Source organism: Oleiphilus sp. HI0061 (assembly GCF_001635675.1).
In genome coordinates this window covers 1-1,337 of sequence record NZ_LWFE01001250.1, presented here as the reverse complement: position 1 = coordinate 1,337, position 1,337 = coordinate 1, and the positions used below count along the sequence as shown (strand labels likewise).

The window sequence follows — 1,337 nt, the reverse complement described above, 5'->3', positions numbered from 1 at the left end:
GGTAATCGATGAGTCGCACGTAACGATTCCTCAGATTGGTGCAATGTTTAAAGGCGACAGGTCTAGAAAAGAAACCTTGGTGGAGTATGGTTTTAGGCTTCCGTCGGCACTTGATAATAGGCCTATGCGTTTTGAAGAATGGGAGCGTATATCTCCCCAGTCTATTTTTGTTTCCGCGACACCATCAACCTACGAAGAAGAGCATGCTGACAAAACCGTTGAGCAGGTCGTTAGGCCGACGGGGTTGCTTGATCCTCTAATAGAAGTGAGGCCTGCTACAACTCAAGTAGATGATTTGCTGTCGGAGATTAATGCGGCAACCGAGCTAGACGAAAGAGTGTTGGTTACAACGCTAACAAAGCGTATGGCTGAGGATCTCACAGATTTCTTAATGGAGCATGGCGTTCAAGTCAGATACTTGCATTCCGATATAGATACTGTCGAAAGAATTGAAATTATTCAGGACTTACGTCGTGGTGAGTTTGATGTCCTGGTAGGTATTAATCTGTTAAGAGAAGGGCTTGATATGCCGGAAGTTGCCCTGGTTGCAATTCTCGATGCTGATAAGGAGGGTTTTCTTCGTTCCGAAAGATCACTGATTCAGACGATAGGGCGGGCGGCTAGAAACGTTAAGGGCAGAGCGATCTTATATGGAGATAAAATCACACGATCAATGGAGAAGGCGATATCAGAAACAAAGCGCCGTAGAGCAAAGCAGATGAACTTCAATGAAGTAAATGGTATTACGCCCCAAGGCCTGAATAAGAAGGTTGGTGATATCATGGAAGGTGCTTCTTTCATTCCTGGAAAGCGCAAAGCAAAAAATAAAGTTGCGGATGCAGGTCAGGAGTACGATATGGCAATCGCTGCTCGAACACCGAAAGAGCTGGAGTCTGAGATGCGTTCATTAGAAGAAGAAATGTATCAGGCAGCAAAAGACTTAAAATTCGAAAAGGCAGCAAGTTTACGAGATAAAATTTCCGAGATTAAAGAGCGCCTACTTCTATAGTTAGCGCGTTATTTACAATTCGCGTCAGAAAAACGTCGTTTTTATGCACATTTTCGAATTTGCTAAGAAAGTCAATATGAAACATGGCGTTTTTTTGCAAAAATACTAAAGAAACTATAAGGCATTGAAAAATAAGGCTTTTTTAATTGGTTAAAAAATAATCAGTTTGTGTGTCGCCGCCATTTCTAGCGGGGTTTGACCGTCTTTACTTAAGTTTTCAACAAAGTTATCCACAGAATTGGTGGATAAATGTCAAAAGCGTAATAATGCTTTTGTCTTAACGGGGATTGAATTTAAGTCGCTTTGAAAGTCAACATGCTAGAGGCGG

At 42.1% G+C, this 1,337-nt stretch carries 1 protein-coding gene; it reads left to right on the top strand.

Annotated features, from left to right (window positions below; all coding sequences use genetic code 11):
* Positions 1-1,009, top strand: a 1,009-nt coding sequence (locus tag A3735_RS19590) for a helicase-related protein (protein ID WP_197485945.1), incomplete at its 5' end; no start/stop codon positions are given.
* Positions 1,010-1,337 lie beyond the last annotated feature (328 nt).